General features: G+C 70.2%; 4 protein-coding genes and 1 pseudogene. 1 reads left to right on the top strand and 4 read right to left on the bottom strand.

What is annotated here, in order from left to right; genetic code table 11:
- Positions 1-168: 168 nt before the first annotated feature.
- Both ACV4UX_RS16795 and ACV4UX_RS16800 read right to left on the bottom strand, forming a co-directional pair.
- Positions 169-600 carry an ACT domain-containing protein gene (locus ACV4UX_RS16795; RefSeq protein WP_491594433.1) on the bottom strand — a complete coding sequence of 144 codons (432 nt, stop codon included), beginning with the start codon at positions 598-600 and terminating at the stop codon, positions 169-171.
- 114 nt (positions 601-714) lie between these two features.
- Positions 715-1,698 (bottom strand): annotated as a pseudogene (locus tag ACV4UX_RS16800) (phenylacetate--CoA ligase family protein); the annotation flags it as partial.
- 123 nt (positions 1,699-1,821) lie between these two features.
- Here ACV4UX_RS16800 and ACV4UX_RS16805 point away from each other — a divergent pair.
- Entirely contained in the window at positions 1,822-3,276 is a 1,455-nt protein-coding gene (locus ACV4UX_RS16805) for a cation-efflux pump (RefSeq protein ID WP_491594434.1), read from the top strand.
- A gap of 13 nt (positions 3,277-3,289) precedes the next feature.
- Here the strand turns inward: ACV4UX_RS16805 and ACV4UX_RS16810 are convergent, their stop codons facing one another.
- On the bottom strand, positions 3,290-4,336 hold the full coding sequence (locus tag ACV4UX_RS16810; protein ID WP_491594435.1) for an HD domain-containing phosphohydrolase: 1,047 nt from the start codon (positions 4,334-4,336) through the stop codon (positions 3,290-3,292).
- A gap of 107 nt (positions 4,337-4,443) precedes the next feature.
- Positions 4,444-5,620 (bottom strand): ComEC/Rec2 family competence protein (locus ACV4UX_RS16815; RefSeq protein ID WP_491594436.1); only part of this gene is annotated, 1,177 nt, incomplete at its 5' end.

A 5,620-nucleotide genomic window follows, 5' to 3' on the forward strand; every position in this document is an offset into this window, starting at 1 on the left:
CCACCGACGACAAACGTATCGAGCGCATCCGCGAGGAAATCGCCCGGCTGCGCGCGGACCAGACACCCTCCTGAACCACCTCGCAAAAACGTCGGCCCGCCCCTTCCGGGACGGGCCGCAGCCGCGTTGACCGCCCCGGCCTGGCCGGAACGTCGGAGTGCGCCGGGACTAGGGGTTGTAGAGCACGTCGCCGGGAATCACCCGGATTCCCTTCTGGCCCAGCAGTTCGATGGCCTGGTCGGTCTTGTCGAAACGGAAGACGATGATGGCCGTCTTGGAGCTCTGCTGCACGAAGGCGTACATGTACTCCACGTTGACGCCCCCGGCCGAGAGCACTTGCAGGATGGCGTTGAGCCCGCCGGGCCTGTCGTCCACCTCCACGGCCACCACGGAGGTGCGCCCCACCGTGAAACCGTGCTCCTTGAGGGCCTTCTTGGCCTTCTCGTGGTCGGAAACGATGAGGCGCAGGATGCCGAAGTCGGAGGTGTCGGCCAGGGAAAGGGCGCGGATGCTCACGCCGGTCTCGGCCAGGATGCGGGTCACTTCCTCCAGGCGTCCGGCCCGGTTTTCCAGGAAGATGGAAATCTGCTCGACTTTCATGGGCTTCCCCCGGTGTCGCGCGGGCCAGGGACTTGCGGTCCCCCGCCAGCGCGGGCGAATGGTTTGCGCGCCGCGTCCCGGTGACGCGGCGGCGTCGTGCGTTCCGGCTCCGGCCTAGGCCTGCTTGCGCAGGTCGAGGATGCGTTTGGCCTTGCCCTCGGAGCGCTGGATGCTCCGGGGCTCCACGAGCTTCACCTGGGCCGTGACGCCCAGGTAATCCTTGATGTTCTTGACGATCTTGAGTTCCGTGCGCTGGAGGTTCTTGATCTCGTCCGAGAAGAGCTTCTCGTCCACCTCCACCTGCACCTCCAGGGTGTCCAGGTTGCCCTCGCGCTTGACCACCAGCAGGTAGTGGGGGGCCACGCCCTCGGTCTCCAGGAGGATGGACTCGATCTGGCTGGGGAACACGTTCACCCCGCGGATGATGAGCATGTCGTCGGAGCGGCCCATCATGCGGTGCACGCGGGCGAAAGTGCGCCCGCACCGGCAGGGGGTGACGTCGAGCTTGGTGATGTCGCGGGTGCGGTAGCGGATGAGGGGCTGGGCCTCCTTGGTGAGGGTGGTGATCACCAACTCGCCCACCTCGCCCGGAGGGAGCACTTCCAGGGTGTCGGGATCGATGATCTCCACCAGGAAGTGGTCTTCCATGATGTGCAGGCCTTTCTGGGCCACGCAGCACTCGATGCCCACGCCCGGCCCCATGATCTCCGAGAGGCCGTAGATGTCGATGGCGGTGATGCCCATCTTCTCCTCGATGTCGCGGCGCATCTCCTCGGTCCAGGGTTCGGCCCCGAAGATGCCGATGCGCAGGGGCAGGTCCTTGATGCGCACGCCCGCCTCCAGGGCGGCCTCGGTCACGCTCATGCCGGAGAACTCCAGGCGGAAGGCCGCCCGGGTCAGGCGCAGACGGCGGATGTGCGCCCCGATGGTCTCGCCCGTCATGCCCAGGAAGATGCGGTGGAAATGAAAGGGCGAGAAGCCCGCCACCCGGGCCAGCCCCCCCAGGGTGAGCTCCTCGTCCAGGTGCTCCTGGATGTGGGCGAGCACCGCCAGCAGACGACGGCGGTATCCGGCATGGGTCGCGTTCATGGGGTCACCTCCTAGCACGGCCGGTCGGAGCCTGCCTGACATTTTTTGCCCCGCCCGCCGACGCTGCGGAAACGGGAGCGAAAATCATCATCACGCCTTCCCATGGCCCGCATCCGGCGCTATGCGTGGAAGATGGACGACAAACAGATCGCCGACCGGGAAAAGGCCTCGGCCGCCCTCTCCTCCGTGGCGGCCGCCGTGTTGCTCACGGCCATGAAGATCGTGGTGGGGCTCTCCACCAACTCCCTGGGCATCCTCTCCGAGGCAGCCCACTCGGGGCTGGACCTGGTGGCCGCCGCCCTCACCTACTTCGCCGTGCGCTACTCCTCGCTGCCCGCCGACGAGCGCCACCCCTACGGCCACGGCAAGGCCGAGAACCTCTCAGCCCTGGTGGAGACCCTGCTTCTGCTGGTCACATGCGTCTGGATCGTGCGCGAATCGGTGGAACGGCTCTTCTACCACCCCGAGGCAGTGGAGGTGACGTTGTGGAGCTTCGGGGTGATGGCCGTTTCCATCGTCGTCGACATCACGCGGTCCCGGATGCTCTCGCGCATGGCCGCGAAGCACAAGAGCCAGGCCCTGGAGGCCGACGCCCTGCACTTCGCGACGGACGTGTGGTCCTCTGCCGTGGTGCTCCTGGGCCTGGGGCTGGTGTGGCTGGCCGGGCTGCTGCCCGAAGGCTCGGCCTGGAGGCCCCTGCTGGAGCGCGGCGACGCCGTGGCGGCCCTGGGCGTGTGCGTCATCGTGGTGCGCGTGAGCGTGAAGCTCGGGCGCGAGGCCGTGGACGTGCTCCTGGACGGCGGCTCCCAGGCCCTGGTGGAGGACATCCGCGCCGCCGTGCGCGACATCCCCGGGGTGCGCGGCGTGCCCCAGGTGCGCGCCCGGCTCTCGGGGCCTTCGGCTTTCGTGGACCTGACCCTGGACGTGGCCCGCCAGGACAGCTTCGAGGAGGCCCACCGCATCGGGGCCAGGGCCGAGGAGGCGGTGAAGGCGGCCCTGCCCGGGGCCGACGTGGTGGTGCACCTCAAGCCCGCCGCCGCCGAGGAGCAGGGCCTGCACGAGGCCGTGCGCTCGCTCGCCGCGCGCCACGCCGTGGGCGTGCACGGCCTGCGCATCTGGCGCTCCCCCGGGGGGCTCCAGTTGGAGATGCACGTGGAGGTGCCCGACGGGCTTTCCTTGGCCAAGGCGCATGAGATGGTCACGGACTTCGAGAACGCCGTGCGCGCGGCCCTGCCCGGCCCCGCGCGCATCACCAGCCACATCGAGCCCGTGGCCGACGCGGAGCACCACGGCCCGGCCGGACCTGGCGGCGAGGACGCCATCCGCCGCAAGGTGGAGGAACTCATGGCGGGCCTGGACGGCGTCACCGATTGCCACGGCGTGGCCGTGCAGCGCCTGGGCGACAAGTACTCCGTGAGCTTCCACTGCCGCATGGACCCGGCCACCCCCATCGGCCAGGCCCACGACATGACCGCGCGCATGGAGGACATGGTGCGCGCCGCCGTGCAGGACGTGGGCCGCGTGGTGATCCACGTGGAGCCGGAGCCGGGCGCGTTCGTGAAGGGCTATCCGGCGGCCGGGCCGTAGGCCGCGCGCCGCGTCAGTCCGGAGCGGGGCAGGCCTCCCCGGCCGCGCTCTCCCTCCCCTTGCCCACGCCCGCCAAGCTTCCCTCGCGCACGAGCTCCAGGAAGGCGTCGAAGCACTCGGCGTGGAACTGGTCGCCGCGCCCGGCGTTCATGATGGCCAGGGTTTCCTCCAGGGGCAGGCCCCCACGGTAGGGCCGGTCGCTCATGAGGGCCTCGAAGACGTCGGCGATGGAGAGGATGTGCGCCAGGAAGTGGATCTCCCCGCCCGAGAGGCCCCGGGGGTAGCCCTTGCCGTCGGGGCGCTCGTGGTGGCAGTGGATGATCTCCGCAGCCTCGCGCAGGCTGGGGATGGGCGCGAGGATGCGCGCCCCGGCCTGGGGGTGGGTCTTGATGACGGCGAACTCCTCCTCCGTGAGCCGCGCGGGCTTCTGGAGGATGGCGTCGGGGATGCCGATCTTGCCGATGTCGTGGAGCTTGCCCGCGATGAAGAGCTGCCTGATGTCCGCCCTGGGGATGCCCATGCGCGCGGCGATCTTCACGGCAACGCGCGCGGCGGCCACGGAGTGGGTGCGCGTGCAGTTGTCGCGGGCGTCCAGGGCCTGGGCCAGGCTCACGATGCTGCGCACCAGCAGGTTCTTCTCCAGCCTCACCAGCCTGCGTTCGGAAAGCTCCTGGAGCCTGGCCTCCTCCTGGAGCCGGGAGAGCACGATGAACAGCTGCTCCGGCTTGAAGGGCTTGGTGAGGAACGCCGCAGCCCGCAGCTCGCGCATGGCGTTGAAGTTCTCGGCGGTGTCGTGGGTGCTCATGGCCACGAAGGGGATGCGGCTGTAGCGGGCGTGGGCCAGGAGCTTGCGCCGCAGCTTCTTGCCGTCCATCTCGGGCATCTGGAGGTCGCACAGGATCACGTCCACGGGGCGGGATTTGATCACCTCCACGGCCTCGCGACCGTTGTACGCCGTGTGAACATGGTAGCGCGCGGCCGAGAGGGCCGTCTTCAGGTAGTGGACGAGCGAGGGAGAATCGTCGACCACCAGAATGCTCGGAATGGAAGCGAATGACACACGCACCCCCTCGACGAACCGGGATTCGTCGGAGATTCCCGGGAAAGGCTCAACCCAGCTTACGCCAGAATCGCCCCTCATGAAAGGGAATTTCCTCGGATCCCCCTTCAGCGTTCGCGGACCCCACGCAGGGCAGCCGGAGCGTCGGGCGAGGCCCAGCGCGCCGTGACCGCACCCTCCCGGGCCGTCTCGAGAACCCGCATCCCCGCTTCGTCCAAGGCCCGCGACACCTCCGCCGCCGGAAACCCGAAGGCGTTGCCACGGCCGCAGCTGATCAAGGCCCACTTCGCGCCCACCGCCTCGTAGAACCTCGGGGCCAATGCCGACCGGCTGCCGTGGTGCGCCACCACGAGCACCTCGGCCGACAGGTCGCGTCCCGAGGCCGCCAGCCCCTCCAGCACCGCGCCCCCGGCGTCGCCCGGGAGCAGCGCCAGGCCCCTGCCGCGCCAGACCAGGCGCAGCACCAGGGAGGCGTCGTTGCCCGCGAGCGCCGTGTCCGCCGGGGGGCCGAGCACCTCCAACTCCAGCCCGTCCGAGAGCACCGCACGATCCCCCGCACGCCACGCGCGGGGTTCCAGCCCGCTTCGGGCAACCGCGCGCGCGAACTCCGACGTTCCCGGCCAGAAGCCGTTGCCCGCCAGGAAGCCCACGCGGTAGTTGGCCAGCAGATAGGCCGCCCCGGCCGCGTGGTCCTTGTCGGGGTGGGAGAGCGCGATGCCCTCCAACGCCGGGAAGCGCCCCCAGGTGAGCGCGGGCGAGAGCACCGAGCGCCCGGGATCGAACCCCGGAGACGACGTGCCCCCAGCGTCCACCAGCCAGCGCCGTCCGCCCCGGGCCTCCACCACCAGGGCCTGGCCCTGGCCCACGTCGAGCATGGTCAGCGACACGGCGTCGCGGCTCTGCTCCCAGGCGCGCCACAGCCAGGGTCCGCCCAGCAGGCACAGGCAGAGCGCGCACCACGCCGCCGCGCGCCGCAGCCCCATGCGCCGCGCATAGGCCAGCCCGCCCAGCAGGAGCCAGTAGCCCAGCGCCTCCGGGAACCATGGCCGGTACACCGGGTGCACCGCCAGCCAGCCCCGGGCGTCCATGAAGCGCAGGCTCTCGAACAGCAGCGCGCACAACCCCGCCGAGGCGCGCAGCAGGGCATCGCCCGGGGACGGCCACCACGTGGCGCAGAGCGCCCCCAGGTAGGCCAGGGGCTGGGCCGCCCACTCCACCACCGGCGCCCAGAGCAGGTTCAGGTAGAGGTGCGCGCCGGCCTCCCCGAACACCGAAGCCTGGATG

The organism is Fundidesulfovibrio sp. (genome assembly GCF_058402725.1).

What these genes read in the sequence shown, in the direction of transcription:
- ACV4UX_RS16795 (WP_491594433.1), bottom strand. Translation starts at nt 600, where the DNA reads ATGAAAGTCGAGCAGATTTCCATCTTCCTGGAAAACCGGGCCGGACGC.
- ACV4UX_RS16805 (WP_491594434.1), top strand. Translation starts at nt 1,822, where the DNA reads ATGGACGACAAACAGATCGCCGACCGGGAAAAGGCCTCGGCCGCCCTC.